Source organism: Pseudoalteromonas sp. NSLLW218 (genome assembly GCF_015864775.1).
Lineage (GTDB): Bacteria > Pseudomonadota > Gammaproteobacteria > Enterobacterales > Alteromonadaceae > Pseudoalteromonas.
This window is the reverse complement of the sequence record NZ_JADYWO010000003.1, coordinates 209,140-227,469: the sequence shown is the minus strand read 5'-3', so window position 1 is coordinate 227,469 and position 18,330 is coordinate 209,140. Positions and strand designations below refer to the sequence as shown.

21 protein-coding genes are annotated in these 18,330 nt (G+C 39.6%); 8 read left to right on the top strand and 13 right to left on the bottom strand.

Going from position 1 to position 18,330, the window contains the following annotated elements; translation table 11 throughout:
- Positions 1-5 precede the first annotated feature (5 nt).
- Complete coding sequence (locus I6E80_RS05825; protein WP_007582489.1) at positions 6-584, top strand: type 1 glutamine amidotransferase domain-containing protein; 579 nt, start codon at positions 6-8, stop codon at positions 582-584.
- A 74-nt stretch (positions 585-658) separates the two neighbouring features.
- On the opposite strand, the gene trpA is transcribed toward I6E80_RS05825, so the two are convergent.
- The 6 genes from trpA to I6E80_RS05795 are packed head-to-tail and all read right to left on the bottom strand — an operon-like array spanning position 659 to position 7,247.
- The gene (gene trpA, locus I6E80_RS05820) at positions 659-1,480 is read right to left on the bottom strand and encodes a tryptophan synthase subunit alpha (protein WP_197185060.1); all 822 of its coding nucleotides are present in this window, start codon (positions 1,478-1,480) and stop codon (positions 659-661) included.
- On the bottom strand, positions 1,477-2,661 hold the full coding sequence (gene trpB, locus I6E80_RS05815) for a tryptophan synthase subunit beta (protein ID WP_024599347.1): 1,185 nt from the start codon (positions 2,659-2,661) through the stop codon (positions 1,477-1,479). Before trpB ends, trpA begins: the two co-directional genes overlap by 4 nt.
- A 7-nt stretch (positions 2,662-2,668) precedes the next feature.
- Positions 2,669-4,033 (bottom strand): bifunctional indole-3-glycerol-phosphate synthase TrpC/phosphoribosylanthranilate isomerase TrpF, encoded by a 1,365-nt coding sequence (trpCF, locus tag I6E80_RS05810; RefSeq protein ID WP_197185059.1) that lies wholly within the window; start codon positions 4,031-4,033, stop codon positions 2,669-2,671.
- Positions 4,026-5,063, bottom strand: a complete 1,038-nt coding sequence (trpD, locus tag I6E80_RS05805) for an anthranilate phosphoribosyltransferase (RefSeq protein WP_197185058.1) — start codon at positions 5,061-5,063, stop codon at positions 4,026-4,028. The genes trpCF and trpD overlap by 8 nt, the downstream gene beginning before the upstream one ends.
- An 11-nt stretch (positions 5,064-5,074) precedes the next feature.
- Complete coding sequence (locus tag I6E80_RS05800; RefSeq protein WP_197185057.1) at positions 5,075-5,677, bottom strand: aminodeoxychorismate/anthranilate synthase component II; 603 nt, start codon at positions 5,675-5,677, stop codon at positions 5,075-5,077.
- Position 5,678: 1 nt separating this feature from the next.
- Positions 5,679-7,247: an anthranilate synthase component 1 gene (locus I6E80_RS05795; RefSeq protein ID WP_197185056.1), complete on the bottom strand. Its 1,569-nt coding sequence runs from the start codon at positions 7,245-7,247 to the stop codon at positions 5,679-5,681.
- Positions 7,248-7,711: 464 nt separating this feature from the next.
- Here I6E80_RS05795 and I6E80_RS05790 point away from each other — a divergent pair, with 464 nt between their 5' ends.
- The 5 genes from I6E80_RS05790 to I6E80_RS05770 all read left to right on the top strand — a co-directional run bounded on the left by I6E80_RS05790 (position 7,712) and on the right by I6E80_RS05770 (position 11,306).
- Positions 7,712-8,566 carry a PHP domain-containing protein gene (locus I6E80_RS05790; protein ID WP_197185055.1) on the top strand — a complete coding sequence of 285 codons (855 nt, stop codon included), beginning with the start codon at positions 7,712-7,714 and terminating at the stop codon, positions 8,564-8,566.
- Positions 8,563-9,183 (top strand): L-threonylcarbamoyladenylate synthase, encoded by a 621-nt coding sequence (locus I6E80_RS05785; protein ID WP_024599353.1) that lies wholly within the window; start codon positions 8,563-8,565, stop codon positions 9,181-9,183. The genes I6E80_RS05790 and I6E80_RS05785 overlap by 4 nt, the downstream gene beginning before the upstream one ends.
- Before the next feature lie 6 nt (positions 9,184-9,189).
- The gene (locus I6E80_RS05780; RefSeq protein WP_197185054.1) at positions 9,190-10,026 is read left to right on the top strand and encodes a ScpA family protein; all 837 of its coding nucleotides are present in this window, start codon (positions 9,190-9,192) and stop codon (positions 10,024-10,026) included.
- A gap of 145 nt (positions 10,027-10,171) precedes the next feature.
- Positions 10,172-10,723 carry a cytochrome b gene (locus tag I6E80_RS05775; protein WP_197185053.1) on the top strand — a complete coding sequence of 184 codons (552 nt, stop codon included), beginning with the start codon at positions 10,172-10,174 and terminating at the stop codon, positions 10,721-10,723.
- A 1-nt stretch (position 10,724) separates the two neighbouring features.
- A complete protein-coding gene (locus I6E80_RS05770; protein WP_197185052.1) occupies positions 10,725-11,306 on the top strand; it encodes a YceI family protein in 582 nt (193 codons plus the stop codon).
- Positions 11,307-11,390: 84 nt separating this feature from the next.
- Here the strand turns inward: I6E80_RS05770 and I6E80_RS05765 are convergent, their stop codons facing one another.
- Both I6E80_RS05765 and I6E80_RS05760 read right to left on the bottom strand, forming a co-directional pair.
- Positions 11,391-12,233, bottom strand: a complete 843-nt coding sequence (locus I6E80_RS05765) for a transporter substrate-binding domain-containing protein (protein ID WP_197185051.1) — start codon at positions 12,231-12,233, stop codon at positions 11,391-11,393.
- Between the two features lie 139 nt (positions 12,234-12,372).
- Positions 12,373-12,540: a hypothetical protein gene (locus tag I6E80_RS05760; protein WP_002961566.1), complete on the bottom strand. Its 168-nt coding sequence runs from the start codon at positions 12,538-12,540 to the stop codon at positions 12,373-12,375.
- Positions 12,541-12,910: 370 nt separating this feature from the next.
- Between I6E80_RS05760 and I6E80_RS05755 the strand changes: the two genes are divergently transcribed.
- Entirely contained in the window at positions 12,911-13,462 is a 552-nt protein-coding gene (locus tag I6E80_RS05755; RefSeq protein WP_197185050.1) for a hypothetical protein, read from the top strand.
- On the opposite strand, the gene I6E80_RS05750 is transcribed toward I6E80_RS05755, so the two are convergent.
- Positions 13,459-14,262 (bottom strand): hypothetical protein, encoded by an 804-nt coding sequence (locus I6E80_RS05750; RefSeq protein ID WP_197185049.1) that lies wholly within the window; start codon positions 14,260-14,262, stop codon positions 13,459-13,461. The genes I6E80_RS05755 and I6E80_RS05750 overlap by 4 nt on opposite strands.
- 187 nt (positions 14,263-14,449) lie before the next feature.
- Between I6E80_RS05750 and icd the strand changes: the two genes are divergently transcribed.
- Positions 14,450-15,718, top strand: coding sequence for an NADP-dependent isocitrate dehydrogenase (icd, locus tag I6E80_RS05745; RefSeq protein ID WP_197185048.1), 1,269 nt, complete (start codon positions 14,450-14,452; stop codon positions 15,716-15,718).
- 12 nt (positions 15,719-15,730) lie between these two features.
- Here the strand turns inward: icd and I6E80_RS05740 are convergent, their stop codons facing one another.
- From I6E80_RS05740 to I6E80_RS05725, 4 genes are all read right to left on the bottom strand, one after another.
- Complete coding sequence (locus I6E80_RS05740; RefSeq protein WP_024599359.1) at positions 15,731-16,162, bottom strand: hypothetical protein; 432 nt, start codon at positions 16,160-16,162, stop codon at positions 15,731-15,733.
- 416 nt (positions 16,163-16,578) lie between these two features.
- A complete protein-coding gene (locus tag I6E80_RS05735) occupies positions 16,579-16,785 on the bottom strand; it encodes a hypothetical protein (protein WP_007582523.1) in 207 nt (68 codons plus the stop codon).
- Between the two features lie 29 nt (positions 16,786-16,814).
- On the bottom strand, positions 16,815-17,264 hold the full coding sequence (locus tag I6E80_RS05730; RefSeq protein WP_024599360.1) for a GNAT family N-acetyltransferase: 450 nt from the start codon (positions 17,262-17,264) through the stop codon (positions 16,815-16,817).
- An 81-nt stretch (positions 17,265-17,345) separates the two neighbouring features.
- Entirely contained in the window at positions 17,346-18,293 is a 948-nt protein-coding gene (locus tag I6E80_RS05725; RefSeq protein ID WP_024599361.1) for a LysR family transcriptional regulator, read from the bottom strand.
- Between the last annotated feature and the right edge of the window lie 37 nt (positions 18,294-18,330).

Genomic DNA, 18,330 nt, shown 5'->3' with positions numbered 1-18,330 from the left:
TCTCAATGAGTACATTACAAACAAGCACACGTTTACAAGGCAAAAAAATTGCAATTTTAGCCACTGATGGATTTGAGCAAAGTGAGCTGTTATCTCCACGCAGCGCATTACTTGATGCCGGTGCAAACATCGAAATAGTATCAATTAAAGAAGGCCAAATTACGGGCTGGGATGAAGACAAGTGGGGCGATAAAGTAACAGTAGATAAACTAGTTACAAACGCGGATCCCGCTGACTATGACGCGCTTATGCTTCCTGGTGGTTTATTTAACCCAGACAGTTTACGCCAAGATAAAGATGCTAAAGCATTTATTGATGGCTTTTTTGGCGCAGAAAAAAACAAACCCGTTGCTGCAATTTGCCATGCACCGTGGTTACTAGCTGAAATTAATAAATTGCGCGACCGCACCATTACCTCTTTTCCAAGTATTAAAAGCGACTTAATTAATGCAGGCGCTAATTGGGTCGACCAAGAAGTATGTGTAGATAAAGGCTTAGTAACAAGCCGAAGCCCAGCCGATTTAGAAGCATTTAATGCTAAATTTATTGAAGAGATTTTAGAGGGTAAACACCAAGCTCACTAAGTTGCTTTTTAAAAAACAAAAAAGGGCATTTTAAATGCCCTTTTTTAATGCGTATAAAACACGCCCGAGTTACCTTATAGCGATGTAGCTGCTTTCATATCGGCTACAAAAGCTTTCAACTGAGCGGTCATTGCCGGTAAATCATCAAGGTTAGCTTCGATAATTTTAACCACAGCAGAGCCTGAAATAGCACCGGCTGCTCCTGCATTAAGAGCCGCTTTTACATCATCTGGCGTTGAAATGCCAAACCCTAAAAGAGCAGGGGCTGCGTGGTATTCTTTTAATTTAGTAACAATGTTGCCCGCTGGCATTTGTGCTTTAGTATCGGTACCGGTAACACCTGCGCGCGATAGTAAATACGTGTAACCACGACCGTAAGAGGCGCACTGGCGAAGTGTGTCGTCATCGGCATTTGGTGTTGCAATAAAAATTGGGTCTACACCGTTATCCATTGCTGACTTTCTGAACACTTTAGATTCATGTAGCGGTACATCTGCCACTAAAATTGAGTCTACGCCTACCGTTTTTGCATCTTTGTAAAATGCTTCTATACCGCGCTTAAACACAAGGTTTGAATACAGTAATAAACCAATTGGGATATCGGCATTATACTCACGTATTTCTTTAATAATATCAAAGCAATCTTGTGTATTAATGTGCACATCGAGAGCGCGAATATTCGCTTTTTGTATTACTGGTCCATCTGCAATTGGGTCAGAAAACGGAATACCAAGCTCAAGCGCATCAGCGCCGCCGTCAATTAGGCTTTTAATAATCGCAATGCTTTGCGCTTTGCCTGGATCGCCAATTGTTACAAATGGTACAAATGCACCTTGTTTTTGCTCGTTAAGCGCTGCAAACATTTTGCCGTAACGATCCGTTTTTACTTGGCTCATAGCTGACCTCTTTCAGATAGTACATTGTGAACGTGTGCTAAATCTTTATCGCCACGACCACTTAAATTAATAACTATAACGCTTTGTTCGGTTTGCTCTTCTGCATACTTAAGTGCATAAGCTAACGCATGGCTTGATTCAAGTGCCGGAATGATCCCTTCATTTTTAGCAAGTGATTGAAACGCATCTAGCGCTTCAGTATCTGTAATGCCAACGTATTGCGCGCGACCAGTTTCGTGTAAAAATGCATGTTGAGGACCAACAGCTGGGTAATCAAGACCCGCTGATACCGAGTAAGACTCTTCAATTTGGCCATCATCATTTTGCATAATATACGTATAAGTACCGTGTAATATACCTTTAGTGCCTTTACAAATTGTTGCGCCGTGTTCATTTGTATCAAGACCTTTACCAGCGGGCTCAACACCAATTAATTTAACGCCTGGCTCATCAATAAAGTCGGTAAACATACCAATTGCGTTTGAACCACCGCCCACACAGGCAATAACCGCGTCAGGTAGACGACCTTCGGCTTTAAGGACTTGTTGCTTGGCTTCTTCACCAATAATTTTTTGATACTCACGTACAATTGTTGGGAATGGGTGAGGACCCGCAGCAGTACCTAGCAAGTAATGCGCGTCTTGATAGTTTGCTGACCAGTCACGTAGCGCTTCGTTTACGGCATCTTTTAATGTGCCAGAACCCGCTGTTACCGGAATAACCTCTGCGCCCATTAACTTCATTCTAAATACGTTAGGTTGCTGACGTTCAACGTCTTTTGCGCCCATATAAATACGACATTTTAAACCCAGTAAGGCACATGCAAGCGCTGTTGCAACACCGTGTTGACCGGCACCTGTTTCAGCAATAACTTGTTTTTTACCCATACGCTTAGTAAGTAACGCCTGACCAAGTACTTGGTTCGTTTTATGTGCGCCGCCGTGTAGTAAGTCTTCACGCTTTAGGTACAGTTTTACTTTTGGATTTTTAACTAAATTGCGCGTTAAAGTAAGTGGGGTAGGACGACCCGCATACTCGTTTAATAATTTACTTAGCTCTGCCTGAAACTCAGGATCTTTTTGTGCTTTGTTAAATTCATTTTCTAACTGCTTAAGCGCAGGGACAAGTAACTCGGGTACAAACATACCGCCAAACTCGCCAAAATAAGCTGGATTTTGCATTTTAACCTCAATAATTTCTGATGCTTGTGAAAGCATTATGTAATTTGTTAGGGCACTTTTTACCCGCAGATTCTTCAACGCCTGAGTTTAAGTCAAGGCCTAAGGCACCTTTAAAAAGCGCATCTTTAATATTGTCTGGATTTAAGCCTCCAGCGAGCATAAATGGTGTAGTTGCGCCGCTAAGCACCGACCAATCAAATGCTTTACCAGTACCGCCAGCTTGTGTATCACTGTGCGTATCGTAAAGGTGTCGATCAACCCCATTTACAGGCGTTGGTAATGCATCTTTTATTGCTTGGGCTTTCCAAATTTCGCAATTAGTTGGTAACTGTGTACGCAACTCAGCAATGTAATCGTCACTTTCTTGGCCATGTAATTGAACTGCCGCTAATTTTAGCACACTTGCGTATTGAGCAACTTGCTCAATGGGAGCATCTACAAATACACCAACAAAGTTAAGTGGTGCGCTTTGGCTCAGCTCTCTTGCACAATCTAAATCGACATAGCGTGGCGATTTAGGATGAAAGATTAAGCCACCGTATACAGCGCCGTTTTGATATGCCGCTTGTGCATCTTGGCTACGCGTTAAACCACATACTTTATTGTCACCTAAAATTACACGGCGACATGCTTGCTCTAAATTACGCTCGCCCATAAGTGAGCTGCCAATTAAAAAGCCATCACATAATGGAGCTAAACGTTTCACGTCTTGATGGGTGTAAATCCCCGATTCCGATATAACCACTTTATCTGCTGGAATAAGTTTTCGTAGTTTTTCGGTAGTGGCTAAATTGGTACTTAAATCACGTAAGTCGCGGTTATTAATGCCAATAATTTGTGCATCAAGCGCAAGTGCGCGGTGTACTTCTTCTTCATTACTTACTTCGGTTAACACCGACATATTAAGTGAATCGGCAACAGCATGCAGTGCTTTATAGCTTTCGTCATCGAGTACCGAAAGCATCAGTAATATAGCGTCACCACCATAAATACGTGCCATATACACTTGGTACTCGTCTATAAAAAAGTCTTTACAGATAAGCGGTTGTTCTACTTGGCTGCGCACAAATTCGAGGTAGTCAAAGCTGCCTTGAAAATATTTAGCATCAGTTAACACACTCATGCAGGTAGCATATTTTTTATAAACTGAAGTAATTTCAGTTAAATCAAACGGGTCTCTAATTAACCCTTTTGAAGGCGATGCTTTTTTACACTCTAAAATAAACTGAGTGCCAGGTGCTGCAAGTGCTTTATAAAAGCTACGACTTGTAGGCACTGTAAGATGCTTAAAGCTTTCAAGCGGACGTGCAGCTTTTCTCTCAATTAGTTCTAATTTTTTATCAGCAACAATTTTGTCTAATACATTAGCCATTACTTACCTCAATAATTGCACTTAGTGTGTTCATGGCTTGCCCTGAACTTAATAATGTTTGTACTTGTTTTGCCCCTTCTTTTAACGTTTCTGCTTTACCTGTTAGGTATAAAAGAGCAGCTACGTTAACCACAATAGCAGCATTATGTGCATCTGTGCCTTTGCCTTGCAAGATGGCGAGGCTAGCATTTGCGTTGTATTGTGGGCCTTCACCAGCGAGTTGTTCAAGTGAATAGTTTGCAAGGTCAAAGTCGCTTGGGTTTAGTGTGTACTGTGTAAGCTCGCCATTATTTAGCTCAACTACCGTTGTTGGGCCGTGCAGAGCTATTTCGTCAGTGCCCGAGCCGTGAACAATCATAGCGCGCTTTGTGCCAAGGGTTTTAAGTGTTTGTGCCATTGGCATACACAACGCTTCGTTATATACACCTAACAATTGCACATCAGGTGCCGCTGGGTTAGCAAGTGGGCCTGAAATATTAAAAATAGTGCGTGTTTTAAGCGCTGTTCGTACGCCCATCGCATGGCGTACGCCACTGTGGTAGTGCGGTGCAAACAAAAAGGTAAAATTGGTTTGCTCAAGACACTTTGCTGCTTGCTCTGGGCTCATATCTATATTAATGCCCAGGGCTTTGAGTAAATCGGCTGAGCCTGAATTACTCGATACACTGCGATTACCATGTTTTACCATGTTAATACCAGCAGCAGCGGCAACAATTGCAGCCGTTGTACTTATATTAATTGTGTTTGAGCCATCGCCACCAGTGCCACAGCTATCGGCAAGTTGCGTACTGCTGGTAGTAAAAGCAACGGCGTTTTCGCGCATTGAGGCCGCAGCGCCTGCAATTTCGTCGCTTACTTCGCCTTTAATTTTAAGGCTTATAAGTAGGGCGGTTAGCTCAATTTCACTCATATTACCTTGCATTATTTCATCAAAAAGCGCTTTGGCGTCTGCGTAGCTTAATGATTGCCCAGTAATTAGTTGCTCAATAGCGTGTTGAACATTTATGGGTTGTTCTGGTTGTGTACTCATAATGTCCTCTTTTATTTAGCGCGTGTTAAGTAAGCGACACTTTGCTGAAGTAGCATTGCGCCGTTTGGCGTTAGTATTGATTCTGGATGAAACTGGTAACCCAATGCGTTGTCATCATGATGATATATAGCCATAGGGATATCTTCGTACTGGGCAATTACCTTAATATTATCAGGCACTTTTGTTGCCATTAATGAATGATAACGCGCAACTGGCATTGTATTGCCCATACCATCAAATACAGGATGATCGCCTAAATTAATAATTGAAGACTTACCATGTACGGTTTCACCCGCGTGACCGATTACTCCACCGTAACTTTGTGTTAATGCTTGCTGGCCTAAACAAATGCCTAGCATTGGGAAGTGACCTTTAGAGAGCTCAATAAGCTCCATTAAACAGCCTGCATCGCTTGGTGTGCCAGGACCTGGCGAAAGTACTAATAGCACTTGGCCTTGCTCTTGACGCATTTTGTTAAAAATAACCTCAGCGCTAATGTTGTTTCTGTAAACAACCAGTTCGCAGCCAAGCATCGTCAGCTCATCAACAAGGTTGTATGTAAATGAGTCAAAGTTATCTAAAAAATAGATTTTAATAGGATTCGCTTTACTCATTTTATACCGCCTTATACGTAGATTTTATGGCGGTGATAACCGCTTGTGCTTTAGCGCGGGTTTCGTTTGCTTCTGAAATAGGATCTGAGTCAAACACCACACCGGCACCGGCTTGCACATATGCTTTATTATTTTTAACAAAAGCTGAGCGAATAACAATACAGCTATCCATTGCGCCATCACCGGTTAAGTAACCTACTGCGCCGCCATAGCTACCACGACGTTTACCTTCTGTTTGACGAACAAGCTCAGCAGCACGAACCTTTGGTGCACCAACAAGCGTGCCCATGTTCATACATGCTTGGTAAGCGTGCAGTGCATCAAGCTCGGGTTTGAGTGTACCAACAACGCGTGACACCAAATGCATTACTTGTGAATAGCGGTCTACTTTTAATAGCTCTTTAGCAAAGCGAGTACCTGCAACACTAATACGTGCTACGTCGTTACGGGCTAAATCGACAAGCATTAAATGCTCGGCGCGCTCTTTTTGATCGTTTCTTAGTTCAAGCTCAATGCGGCTGTCTAGGTCTGGGTTAATTTGCCCATTAGCAAATTTACCACGCGGGCGAGTCCCCGCAATTGGGTATACTTCTACTTGCTTATTACTTACGTCGTACTTAAGGGCCGACTCAGGAGACGCGCCAAATAATGCAAAGTCTTCATCGCGCATATAAAACATATACGGGCTAGGGTTTTGCTTTTTAAGTTGGCTATAAGCGTGCAGGGGATCAGGACAAGGTAGTGAAAATGTTCGCGACGGCACTACCTGAAAAATATCACCATCAACAATATTCTTTTTAAGCTTAACCACTTGCTCGCAGTAAGTGTCATCGTCTATATCAACGCTTACCTCACATTCGCCACTTTGCATATCCGCACTAAATTCTGAAGCGTTATCGCACAGTGTATTTAATCGTTCTAGCTCTTTACCTACTTCAAAGCAGTTAGCATGTACGTCTGGACCATTAAACACATTACCAATGAGTTCAGTTGTTTGTTTTTGATGATCAATAACAACTAGCGTTTCGGCTAAATAAAATACGTAATCAGGGCATGTGTTTTCGCCATCAGGCACATCACTTAACTGCTCAAAGTTTGCGACCATATCGTAGGCAAATACACCGCCTAAAAATAACGAAAATGGATTGTTAGTTGTGCTTTTAATACTGTTAATACACGTACGAAGAGCGCTAAATGCATTGTCTGCAACCAACTTACTTGCTTCGTCAATATCATTGTTTGCACTCATGTACTCAAGCGTTAGTGTTGTATCGTTTAGCGTGGCTGTACAGCTTTTAACATTAGCATGTAAGTAGCTAAGCAGTTGCTGCCCGTTATTTGACTTTGCAGTAACGGTTACTGTTTTACCTTGGCATACAATCCGCAGGGCACAGTCGACTAAAATTAAACTTTTTACACTGTCTTTAGAATCAATCTCAGCCGATTCAAGCAGTAGTGAGTTAGGCTTATCAAGTGCCGCGTATAATGCAAGAGGACTACTAATATAGTCGCGTACTTGCGTAATGCTTGTTACTTCGCCTGGTGTGGTAGTTATATGACTAAAAATCAAACCTCATTCCCTCAAAAAATTAAACCCCGCAATGCTTTAGCAATGCGGGGTTTGAATAACGATATCTAAATTACAAACAGATCATTACCGTCCCGCTATATCAGGCGCCACCACCAACGATGTGTAAGAGTAAGACCGTTATTCATGTTTTTCTGCCTCAAAATTTATTAAATATTTTTAACGTATACGTTTCGTAAAATTTAGTTATAAAAAAACCCGCATAGTTGCGGGTTTTGAATTTTTGTTAGACACGACAATTCATCACCCGATAATTACGAGTGCCACCACCAAATAGTGTTTAAGTTTGAATTGATCATTATTGTTAATTCTTAATGTGTCTGAAAGTGGCTACAGTAAAACGTATCTTATGCTTTTGTGTCAAGTGTTTATTTAAAACAATTTAGTCAAAAAAGTTGTTATACTTACATAAACACCATTAACCCTTAATTTTAAGCAGTTTTCTTTTGATAAAATATGATTTACATAGCCATACCACACATTCAGACGGGCGTTTAACGGTTGAAGAATTATTGCATCGCGCTGTTGATAGAAATATTGATGTGTTTGCTATTACCGATCATGACACTGTGGCGGCTATTAAGCCTGCGCAGCAATTTATTGAAGCCGAAAAATTACCGCTTTCATTAATTACGGGCACAGAAGTATCTACCAAATGGGAAAGTTTTGAAATTCATATTGTGGGTTTAAATATTGATATTAATAATATTGACCTTACCTCTTTATTATCAGCTCAGCAGCAAAAGCGAGAAGATAGAGCGCTAGAAATTGGTGTTCGCCTTGCAAAAAATGGCTTTGATGGCATATACGAGCAAGCTAAAGAGCTGGCAAAAGACGCGCAAATTACACGTGCCCATTTTGCACGCGCATTAATAGAGCGCGGCGTTGCCAAAAATTTTCCGGGTGTTTTTAAAAAGTACTTAGGGCGTGGCAAAACAGGCTACGTACCAAGCTGCTGGTGCACTATGCAAACTGCCATTGAGGCTATTCATGCCGCTGGTGGTGTTGCGGTACTTGCGCACCCAAGTAGCTATCAAATGTCAAATAAGTGGCTACGTAAGTTATTAGTAGAATTTAAAAGTGTAGGAGGGGACGCAATGGAAGTTGCACAACCTCAACAGGCGCCAAGCGAACGTCAATTTTTAGGTGAACTCAGTCGTGAGTACGAATTACTTTGCTCACAAGGGTCTGATTTTCATTTTCCGACAAGCTATTTAGAGCTTGGCAAAAATTTATACCTACCTAAAGACTGCCAAGGTGTTTGGCAAGCTTGGGAAGGAGAAGAAGGGGCATTAACATGAGTCAATTATTTCATATTCATCCTGATAACCCGCAACCGAGATTGATTAGTCAAGCCGTTGATATTATTAAACAAGGCGGCGTTGTTGTTTATCCAACTGATTCGGGCTACGCCATCGGTTGTAATATTGGTAACAAGCAAGCCAAAGAGCGCATAGAGCGTATTCGTGGTATTGAAAAAAACGATAACTTTACGCTAGTTTGCCGTGATTTATCGGAGTTATCTACTTACGCACGTGTAGATAACCAATTATTTAGACTTATTAAAAATAATACGCCAGGGCCTTATACCTTTATTTTTAAAGGAACAAAAGAAGTTCCTAAGCGTTTATTAAACGACAAGAAAAAAACCATTGGCATGCGTGTAATTGAGCATCCAATAGCCTGTGCGTTACTTGCCGAACTTGGCGAGCCGTTAATGTCGTGTTCTTTAATTTTACCAGGTGAGCAGTTTACAGAGTCAGATCCTGATGAAATTTTAGAGCGATTAGATAAGCATGTTGATTTAATTATTCACGGTGGTTATTTGCCAGAGCAAGCAACAACAGTAATCGATCTGTCGGAAGATGACGTTAAAATATTGCGTGTTGGCTGTGGTGATACAAGCCCGTTTGAGTAATAAAGCGTGAGCGAAAGTACCGCTGATATTAAATATATCGAAAAGCCAGTGCAGCAAAAGCTGCCACTGGCTTTTTTGCATGGTAAAGCGGTTGTAGACAAACCCGAAGATTTATACATTCCGCCCGATGCGCTCGAAATAATATTAGAAACTTTTGAAGGTCCGCTCGATTTACTGCTGTACTTAATTAAAAAGCATAAGCTTGATGTGCTCGAACTTTCTATTTTTAGTATTACAGAGCAGTACGTAAGTTACGTTGAAATGATGACCGAGTTTCAACTCGAACTTGCTGGTGAATATTTAGTAATGGCTGCGTTACTTGCACAAATTAAGTCGCGCTTATTATTACCTGTACACGAAGAGCTAGAAGAGGAAGAAGATCCTCGCGCTGAGCTTATTAAGCGTTTACAAGAATATGAGCTATTTAAAAAAGCCGCTGAAAATCTCGATGACATTCCTCGTGTTGGTCGTGATATTTTTATAGCGCATGCCGCTATGCCAATACGTGAAGACACAAGTCAAAACCTCCCCGAACTTGAACTTAAAGACTTAATGCTGGCGTTGAGTGATGTAATGGCACGCGCACAAACGTTTGAACATCACCAAATTACTGCTGAAGTACTCTCAACGCGAGAGAGAATGAGTCAAATATTACAGCAATTATCGCAAGCAAATTCGGCGGTGGTTTTTAATGCGCTTTTTACGCCAAATGAAGGGCGAAGTGGTGTAGTCGTTAGTTTTATTGCTATGCTAGAGCTAATTAAAGAAGGACTTGTTACCTGTTTGCAAGTAAGCCCTGAGAGCTTAATTTATGTCAGCTTAAGCGAGCAATCCACCCTATAAACTTATCTGTTTAATCCTCTCCTTTTAAAACTGACTTTGAATATCAAAGTTCTGTGCGTATACGCACGTAAAGTGTTTGTAAATGTTATTTTCATTTACGGCTGTGCACTATATTGTAGCGTTATAGCATTATAGGAAATCACACATGTTTAAAAATACACCTTCATCATACGGGCTTGTCGCCATTATTTTACATTGGCTCATGGCACTGACTATTTTTGGCTTGTTTGGTTTGGGTTTATATATGGTTGAGCTTACTTATTACGATAGCTGGTATAAAGGCTCGCTCGATTTACATAAGAGCATTGGTATTACGCTTGTGGCCGTATTTTTATTTAGAATTTTATGGCGTGCTTTATCTACACAACCTAAACCATTAGGTGAAAGTAAAGGCATGAGCCACTTAGCGCATACGGCGCATATTGTTATGTATATTATTTTGGCCGTTATTGTTGTTGCAGGGTATTTGATATCAACCGCAGACGGACGTCCAATAGAAGTGTTTACCTTATTTAACGTATCAGCGCTTGATTTTACTTTTGGTGACCAAGCCGATATTGCAGGAAAAGTACATTATTATGGTGCATGCACATTAATAGGGTTTGCAGTACTTCATGCACTAGGGGCGTTAAAACATCACTTTATCGACAAAGATAAAACCTTAATCAGAATGATCAAACCATTAAAGGATGATTAAAATGAAAAAACTATTAGTAAGCACAGCCGTTTCGGCTGCAATGATGCTATCGGCAACAGCCGCTAATGCAGCTGATTATGTAATTGATACAAAAGGCGGGCACGCGTCTGTTAACTTTAAAATTAAACACTTAGGTTACAGCTGGTTATATGGTCGTTTTAATACTTTTGACGGCACATTTAGTTATGATGCTAAAAACCCTGATGCATCAAAGATTATGGTAAATATTGATACCACAAGCCTTGATTCTAACCATGCAGAGCGTGATAAGCACTTACATGGTAAAGGTTTTTTAAATGTGGATAAATACCCAAAAGCGACATTTAAAAGCACGAGCATTAAATTTGATGAAGATGGTGAAGAGGCCGACGTAACCGGCGAATTTACGCTGCACGGCGTAACTAACACTATTACCTTTGAAATAGATAAAGTGGGCGAAGGTAAAGATCCGTGGGGGGGCTATCGCGTAGGTTTTGAGGGCGAAACCAGCCTTAAACTTACCGATTACGGTATAGATTACAACTTAGGACCTGCATCTACTCATGTTGATATTATTTTATCAATAGAAGGCGTTCGTCAGTAATACCATTATTAAATATAAAAACGCCACTTACTGTGGCGTTTTTTTTGCTTAACAGAAACTCAAATTAAGCGACTTCGAATTTGCTTATTTTGCGCTATTTATACGTGACTGTAATAGCGGCCTTAAATGCTCAGGTAACCAGCGCATGAGCAAATCGTTATAAGCCTGCGTTTTTTTAATGACTTTGAGCTGCTCATTAAGAATGGCAATGTCTTCTGCGCCTTGCTCGTTTTTAGTACAACCAATAAAACCATAACTTAACGCGGGTGATTCAGTTAATGGACGCTGCGTTAAATTTTCTGCAAAGTGCATTGATTTAGCTAAATAGTAATGCTCGCTTGGGTAACCCAGCAAAATATCAATTCGTTTTAGGTTAAGCATATATGTAAGGCTCGCTAGGCTATCGCGAGTGGGTCTAATTACTAAATCTATATTGGGCGTACTGTTTATCAATGTATCTATCTCTTGGCCATAAGAGCGGCTCATAGAGACTCCAAGAGTTAGTTTTTTATCTTGTATTAAATCCAATAACGAGACTTCATTTGAGTCCGCTATATTTAGCGCTTTGGCTAATCTCTTGTGCATGGCAATTGAAGGTGAAAGACCCGTTGTTGAGCTCTCGTCTGTAAAGTAAATATGCTTTTTTCTGTAATCGTTTTTATAAAGCGATAGTGCGCACGCATTGTGTGAATTATTAGACAGTTCTTGAATTACTTTACCTGAGGGAATAAGCATTCGATTAAAGGTAATATTAGGCAGTTGTTTTTCAAGTAATGAAATTATGCTTTCGTCGCGGCCTTGGTGTTGATATTGGCCATTTAAAATATAGTAGGGTGCAAAGTCATGCGCTAGCCAGTTTATGGTTCTCGCATTACTTATTGGGCTCAAACTGAAAAAGAGTAAGAAGGTTAAAAATATACGGAGCATTACAACAGCTACCAGTAATTATTATTGTAAAACTATTGTAACCAATAAAGAGCTAAAAAGTAAAATGCCAGCAACGAGGCTGGCATAATATCTTATCAATAATTGCAATAATAAAAAGGCAATTAAAGTTATGTGTTGTTTAGTTAGCTTTTAGCCACTTAACAAACTGGCGCGCATCACTCGCTTTTTGAAACAATGCATTTTTTAAACCTTGCGTATCACTAAAGATTACACGATGTTTGTTTACTGAAATTGATTGCACTGGATGTGCGATTTGGATCATAGACCCATTATATTTATAAGACATAATAAAACTCACTTTATTCTTGTTATTTATTCTGCGCTATATTTTTATAGCAAATTGCAGTTAATAAATTAACGATGTTGTGTTTAGCTTCATTACAGTGTTGACGATCTTTATGACACTTTTGCGATGATAGTAAAAAATCATCTCGGTATTATTCAAGGGGTTCTCGCCGTACAATAACTTAGCTTTCAAATATACGTTTTGCGGGGCTTACTGGATCAGGGTAAATGGTTAACCGCGGCGGTTTCTTTAAACCAGAGAGGGAAGGTAACTTATATATAAATTGTGTGCAAGCTATTTTTGTAAAAATATTTATAATAAATCTTATCAACTGCTTACAATAGCCATTTTTAGTTACCAAAGGATAAGTATGAATTACCTAATAGTGAGTGATATTTATGGTTTAACCCCTGCTTTAAGAAGGTTATCACAGGCAATTAGTCCACATATAGCTATTGTTGACCCTTTCAATAACAAGATTCAAGCCATTGAAAATGAACAAGATAGTTACAATAATTTTATGCAGCAGTGTGGCCATGATAAATACACCGACAAACTTCAAAAATGCTTTGAAGGCTTAAAAGTGCCAACCACGTGTATTGCTTTTAGTGCAGGGGCAAGTGCAGCATGGCGGGCACAGTTATTAACAGGCAATACACACCTTAAAAAGTTAATTGGCTTTTATCCGTCGCAAATTCGTAATTATTTAGCGTTAGATGCAAAAGTACCCTATGAGTTTATATTTCCAGCGAGTGAGAGTCACTTTAATGTTGATGAAGTTATTAAAGCTTTAAGCACCAAAGCGAATGTTAAGTGTTATAAAACAAATTTTTTGCATGGTTTTATGAACAAGTACTCAACCAACTTTAACGCGCAAGGGCTTGTTGAATATAGTAACTATATAAAACAGAGCAGCTTTTAAAGCGTGTTTAGCTGCTCTTTACTAATATCAGGAAAATCAGTACGAGTATTATATTTTGCATATAGCGTTGAAAAAACGCTACTACCGGATAGCTTATCTAACTCTTTTATAAATGTTTTAGCATTTGAACGAGCGGGTCTACAGCATACTTGATACTGTTTTATTATACCCGCCACAGTTAAACCTTGTTTTTGTAGCTCTAAATCAGCCTGGGCAAAAAAAGCTGCACCAGTCCAATAAACACGTTGTTGGGCACGTTGTTTCCACATATCAGCAGAGAGCTTATTAAGTGGCTGTGTTTTAGTTTTGGCTTGCAGGCGGGCACGATCAAATCCTGCATTTAAACGTTGTACAAACTGCGGCTGGGTAATTATACCGCTGTCACGCATTATTACGTTTTGCATATAACTGGCAAAACCCTCACTTAGCCAAAAACCGGAGTAGGGAAGTAGCGGCAAGTATAAATGCGAAAGTTCATGGTATAGCGTCCAATCTTTAGTGAATGCATTGAGACTAGCGTAGCGATCTATATGTAGTTCAAGCCCATCGGGGTTATTGCGTTTAACTGTAGCCCAAGGCACAGGCTCAAAAGCAAAATATTGTGGTTTTAAATAAATAGGCAATGTGGTTTGTTTTAAAGGTCCCAGTGTATTTTGTGTTTTTTCAACACTTTGATTAACCCATGTAGATACTGTGTTTTGAGCATTACTTGAGAGCGAGCTAAGGTTATGTATGACTACTTCAAGGGCTAATGCGTTAAAAGAGCTAATTGATAGTAGCAGTACAAAAAAGAATTTCATTAAAATGCTCCACTGTAATTAATAACTGGTACGAAAATCCTAATATACAAGACCAACTAAATGGATAAATAATCACGCCTAATTCTTTATTTTTTAAAATGATAGTAACTATAAAAGTACAAATACAGACACTCCTAGCTAAGCATGGTTTAATCAATTAATCGTTATTTTAAGTTAGGTTTTAGCCATGACGTATCAGCATATTCAAGTTCCTGAGCACGGCCAAAATATCACTATTGATGCACAAGGAGACTGGCAAATACCGTTAGAACCTATCATAGCTTTTATTGATGGCGATGGCGTGGGTCTAGATGTTATGCCGGTAATGCGCCACGTTGTTGATAGTGCAATTGCGCATTGCTATAAAAGCGCACGGAAAATTCATTGGATGCAAGTTTATAATGGCGAGCAGGCCGCAAAGCTGTATGACGGTGATTGGTTTCCACAAGAAACAATTAACGCAGTACGTGCATGTAAAATTGCCATAAAAGGGCCGTTAACCACACCACTGGGTGGTGGATTTCGATCGCTTAATGTTGCACTCAGGCAAGAAATGGATTTGTTTGTAAATATGCGCACTATAAAAGGCTTTAGCGCACTTCCTTCTCCTTTAAAAAATCCTTTTTTAACAAACATAACAGTACTTCGTGATAGCAGCGAAGACGTGTACTCAGGTATTGAGTGGCAAGCAGGCAGTGTAGAAAGTGAAAAAATGCTCGATTTTTTATGTGAGGAAATGGGTGTAACCCGGTTAAGGTTTTCACAAGAGTGCGGAATTGGTATTAAAAATATATCCAAAGAAGGCTCTGAGCGATTAGTGCGTTATGCCATTAACTATGCACTTAAAAACGATAGTGAATCGTTAACGCTAGTGCATAAAGGTAATGTACTTAAATTTACCGATGGGGCATTCAAGCGTTGGGGGTTTGCACTTGCACAAAACGAATTTAATGCCACTGCACATGAAAATGGGCGTTGGTTGCAAATAGAGCGAACACACCAAGCTCCCTTAATTATTAAAGAAGTCATAGCCGATAACATGCTGCAGCAATGTTTAATGCACCCAGAGCAATTTGATATAGTGGTGACGACTAATCAAAATGGCGATTTTTTAGCAGATATGCTCAGTGCACAAGTTGGCGGTGTTGGCATAATGCCCGCTGCAAATTTAAATAACGATGTCGCATTTTTTGAGCCTACGCATGGCACGTTTGAACGTATAGCAGGGCAAAATAAAGCAAACCCCAGCAGTAGTATTTTAAGTGCGGTATTAATGCTTAAATTTATGGGGTGGAACGAAGCCGCATTACTCATAGAAAATGCGTTAGAGCAAACATTTAAAAGCGGTGAAGTAACCTTTGATTTAGCGCAAGAGCACACCGATAACTCACGTATTCATAACTCGACAACCTTAAGCTGCACAGACTTCGCACAAAAGGTTATCGAGCACTTTTAAGCACTTCCATTATTAAGCTGCTGAAGCAGTTTTTACTCTGTGCATACAAGGGCGGTTGGTTAACTGCGCTGCACGATGATAAATCTCATGTGCCTCAGGTTCATCGCACTGAGTACCACTAAGCGTATCCATTAATGCAACAACAATAATTGCAGGAACCTGGCAGCAATATTCGTCTAAAACGGCTTCCGTAGTTTGTGCATCAACATGGCAAAGTGGATGATTTTTAAGTTGGTATGCATTTAATAATGTATCAACTTCTAATACATCATCTGGTTGATGTTTTGTTTTACGGCATTTACAACCAAACTCATCAACTAAAGTAGCTAATGCTTGGTAAGTTTCTGTGGTGTTAGCTTTAGTGCATAACTGCTCTTCAATGAACTGATGCAAGTCAGCATCGATGAATAATCCATCTTGGCGTGTGAAAGAAGTTGTTGTCATAATAATTACTCTTAGTTTGTTGGCTTAACTTCACTCTAGCGCTAAGTGCATTATTAATAAAATTGTTGTTTTCAATAACTGATATTGATTTTATCAATAATAAGATTTAATGGTTAATAGAATGCTGAAACAACCTTAAATAATGCCAATTAATTTGGTGCAAATTCGTGGCAGCGTGCACAAAACTGGAACAAGGGAAATAAAAGAGGTATCGAGAAGATATATTAATTAATTGTTTTTATTGAACTTTAATTGTTTCATGAAGTTGGTACTAAGCTTGCTAGTCATACAGTATAGGTACATTCCTATTTCTACTACCCCAAAAGCGCCATGGTATTTTCCCAAAGTTGAATACCATGATGCTTTTTTATTTTTCGTGTATATTTTATTTAGCCTTAGCAATAACAGTAGTAATGTTAAATTTTAACAAAGTAGGGAATGGCAACTAAAATAGCGCCTACAATAAGCAACATACTTACACTGGTCATAAAGTACGGAAACACTAATAACGATAAACCAATACAAAGTGGTACTACGGCTTTTTTTCTTCGCCCGTAAGTAAGGTAGCCAATACCTATGCCACCAAACAAAACACTCCACGCAATTATTGATGCACTATCCATTTATAAATTACCTATTTTGAAATACTGATTTAAATTACGACCGACATAGCCAGCTTTTCAATACCATGTGAAGGAGTCCATTTTTTAAATTCCACGAAACCATGCTTTTTATATAAGTTTATTGCAGGAGTATTAGCAACTGCAGTCTCCACTATTGCATGAGATAAATCATCCATTGCTAAAACATAATTTATTAGCTTACTTGCGATACCCTTTTTAAAATAGCTAGGATCAACGGTTAAACTACAAATATCTAGACACTCGTTGTTTATATCTACTTCAATAACTGCTGCTAAGCATTCATTTTCGCTGTAGCTATAAAAGGTTGTTTCTGACTTTTCTATACCTTTAATATTACGCGCTAAAGGAGGAAAGTTAAGCGCGCCGATCAGTTTAGCCTCAATAGCATAGGATTTTTGAAATACAGCAAAAATTTTATTTGCAGTATCGTTATTCTTATTATTAAGTTTGTTTATCATTATATTTTTTACAAAAAAGTAAAGCTGAACACCATGCGCGACAGTGAAATCTCCGATGCTTGGTGTGATGAAAATAATAAATTACCTATCTGCAATCGTTTTAGCAAATGCTAACAACTCACGCCTTAACCATTGATGTGCTGGCGCATGGTGTAGCAGTGGACTCCATATCATTTTTACCTCAATAGGCACTATTTGAAATGGCACAGAGCTGATTACTAAATCAGTATGAGAAGCTAATAACTTAGCCTGCCTGCGTGGTAGTGTGGCAATAAGTTGTTCTGATTGGCAAAGCAGGCTTGCAACCATATAGTGGCGAGTGAACACACGAATTTTACGAGTTTGTTCTAGCTGCCAAAGCGCTTCGTCTACCCAGCCTAATTTTTGCTTTCCCGATTTATTAGTAACAGCGGCCTCTGGCCCCCAGCCGGCACGATTTACCCAAATGTGTTCTTTTTGTAAGTAGTCTTCTAACCCTGATTGGTGTAAAAATGTATTTTTAGGATGGGTTAAACAACAGTAATTATCGCGCCAAACACTGGCTTGATGAAACGAGCGTGGTAGGCCATTAAAGCGGTTTATTGCTAAATCAATAGTGCCTTTTTCCATGTCTTGCAGGTTAACGTCGCTTGGGCTTAATACGTCAAAATTAATACCAGGACTTTTACTAAGCTGCGCGGTTATAAAAGGGGCTATTAAGGTCGACTCTATGTAGTCGTTTGCCATTATTCTAAACGTAACTTCTGCGGTTGCAGGGTTAAATTGATCACTAGGCTGCGTAATTGCTTCGGCCATTTTTAAGAGCGCCTCCACTTCAGGCTTTAATGCAAGTGCCTTTGCTGTTGGTGTCATAGAGCCTGCGGCACGCACAAGTAGCGGGTCGTCAAATAAATCGCGTAAACGTTTTAATGCGTTACTCATAGCAGGTTGTGTAAGCGCAAGTTTATTGGCAGCCTTTGAAACACTTTTTTCATCAATGAGTACATTTAAGTACACTAATAAGTTGAGGTCGACGTTTCTTATATTCATATGATCAATTTAAATTATATGCTTTATTAATTATCTA

Excerpts from the sequence above, each read along its gene's own strand:
- I6E80_RS05825 (WP_007582489.1), top strand. The coding sequence starts at position 6 with ATGAGTACATTACAAACAAGCACACGTTTACAAGGCAAAAAAATTGCA.
- trpA (WP_197185060.1), bottom strand. The coding sequence starts at position 1,480 with ATGAGCCAAGTAAAAACGGATCGTTACGGCAAAATGTTTGCAGCGCTT.
- trpB (WP_024599347.1), bottom strand. The coding sequence starts at position 2,661 with ATGCAAAATCCAGCTTATTTTGGCGAGTTTGGCGGTATGTTTGTACCC.
- trpCF (WP_197185059.1), bottom strand. The coding sequence starts at position 4,033 with ATGGCTAATGTATTAGACAAAATTGTTGCTGATAAAAAATTAGAACTA.
- trpD (WP_197185058.1), bottom strand. The coding sequence starts at position 5,063 with ATGAGTACACAACCAGAACAACCCATAAATGTTCAACACGCTATTGAG.
- I6E80_RS05800 (WP_197185057.1), bottom strand. The coding sequence starts at position 5,677 with ATGAGTAAAGCGAATCCTATTAAAATCTATTTTTTAGATAACTTTGAC.
- I6E80_RS05785 (WP_024599353.1), top strand. The coding sequence starts at position 8,563 with ATGAGTCAATTATTTCATATTCATCCTGATAACCCGCAACCGAGATTG.
- I6E80_RS05775 (WP_197185053.1), top strand. The coding sequence starts at position 10,172 with ATGTTTAAAAATACACCTTCATCATACGGGCTTGTCGCCATTATTTTA.
- I6E80_RS05770 (WP_197185052.1), top strand. The coding sequence starts at position 10,725 with ATGAAAAAACTATTAGTAAGCACAGCCGTTTCGGCTGCAATGATGCTA.
- I6E80_RS05765 (WP_197185051.1), bottom strand. The coding sequence starts at position 12,233 with ATGCTCCGTATATTTTTAACCTTCTTACTCTTTTTCAGTTTGAGCCCA.
- I6E80_RS05760 (WP_002961566.1), bottom strand. The coding sequence starts at position 12,540 with ATGTCTTATAAATATAATGGGTCTATGATCCAAATCGCACATCCAGTG.
- I6E80_RS05755 (WP_197185050.1), top strand. The coding sequence starts at position 12,911 with ATGAATTACCTAATAGTGAGTGATATTTATGGTTTAACCCCTGCTTTA.
- I6E80_RS05750 (WP_197185049.1), bottom strand. The coding sequence starts at position 14,262 with ATGAAATTCTTTTTTGTACTGCTACTATCAATTAGCTCTTTTAACGCA.
- icd (WP_197185048.1), top strand. The coding sequence starts at position 14,450 with ATGACGTATCAGCATATTCAAGTTCCTGAGCACGGCCAAAATATCACT.
- I6E80_RS05740 (WP_024599359.1), bottom strand. The coding sequence starts at position 16,162 with ATGACAACAACTTCTTTCACACGCCAAGATGGATTATTCATCGATGCT.
- I6E80_RS05735 (WP_007582523.1), bottom strand. The coding sequence starts at position 16,785 with ATGGATAGTGCATCAATAATTGCGTGGAGTGTTTTGTTTGGTGGCATA.
- I6E80_RS05730 (WP_024599360.1), bottom strand. The coding sequence starts at position 17,264 with ATGATAAACAAACTTAATAATAAGAATAACGATACTGCAAATAAAATT.
- I6E80_RS05725 (WP_024599361.1), bottom strand. The coding sequence starts at position 18,293 with ATGAATATAAGAAACGTCGACCTCAACTTATTAGTGTACTTAAATGTA.